This window comes from Pseudomonas sp. EGD-AK9 (assembly GCF_000465935.2).
In the GTDB taxonomy this organism is placed as follows: domain Bacteria; phylum Pseudomonadota; class Gammaproteobacteria; order Pseudomonadales; family Pseudomonadaceae; genus Aquipseudomonas.
In genome coordinates this window covers 1-630 of record NZ_AVOF01000861.1, presented here as the reverse complement: position 1 = coordinate 630, position 630 = coordinate 1, and the positions used below count along the sequence as shown (strand labels likewise).

Below are 630 nucleotides of genomic sequence, written 5' to 3'. Positions count from 1 at the left end.
CAGGGCGGTGTGCAGGCGCTGGTAGCAGACCTTGCGGAACTGGCTGTAGACCTGGAAGTAGCCGCCGGACTGGGTCAGCACGCTGCCGGGCTTGAACAGCAACTGGTCCAGGTGGCTGTGCCAGGCGACGTCCTGCTGCGCCAGGTAGGCCGCGGTGGTGCGGTCGCGCAGGCTCTCGTGGACGCCGTACTCCTCGTTGACCTGCACCGCGGCGATGGCCTGCTCGCGGCAGACCTCGGCGAGCACGGCGGGTGCCTGCTCCCAGTCGTCGCACTGGCGCACCAGCAGCGGCACGTTCAGCCGCTGCAAGGCACGCTGCAGTTCGACCAGGTTGCGCAGCCAGAAGTCGACCTTGCACGGCGCGTCGTCGTGGGCCAGCCACTGCCTGGGGCTGAGCAGGTACAGCGCCAGGGTCGGGCCGGCGGCCATGGCGCTGGCCAGGGCGCTGTTGTCGTGCACGCGCAGGTCGCTGCGCAGCCAGATCAGTTGACGCATGGTGAATCCTCGAGGGGGCCGAGCAGGCCCTGATGCTGCAGCCAGGCATGGGCGGCGAGCGGGTCGGCGGCCAGCGCCAGCTCGGCCAGCACGTCGCGGTGGATATGGGCGGCGGGGCCGGCCAGCAGCAGCGGG

The 630-nt window shown here is 71.1% G+C and carries 1 protein-coding gene; it reads right to left on the bottom strand.

The genetic code is table 11. The features are described from left to right. Positions 1 to 495: deoxyribodipyrimidine photo-lyase (locus N878_RS24860; protein ID WP_021446177.1), on the bottom strand; the 495-nt coding region annotated here is incomplete at its 3' end. Positions 496 to 630 lie beyond the last annotated feature (135 nt).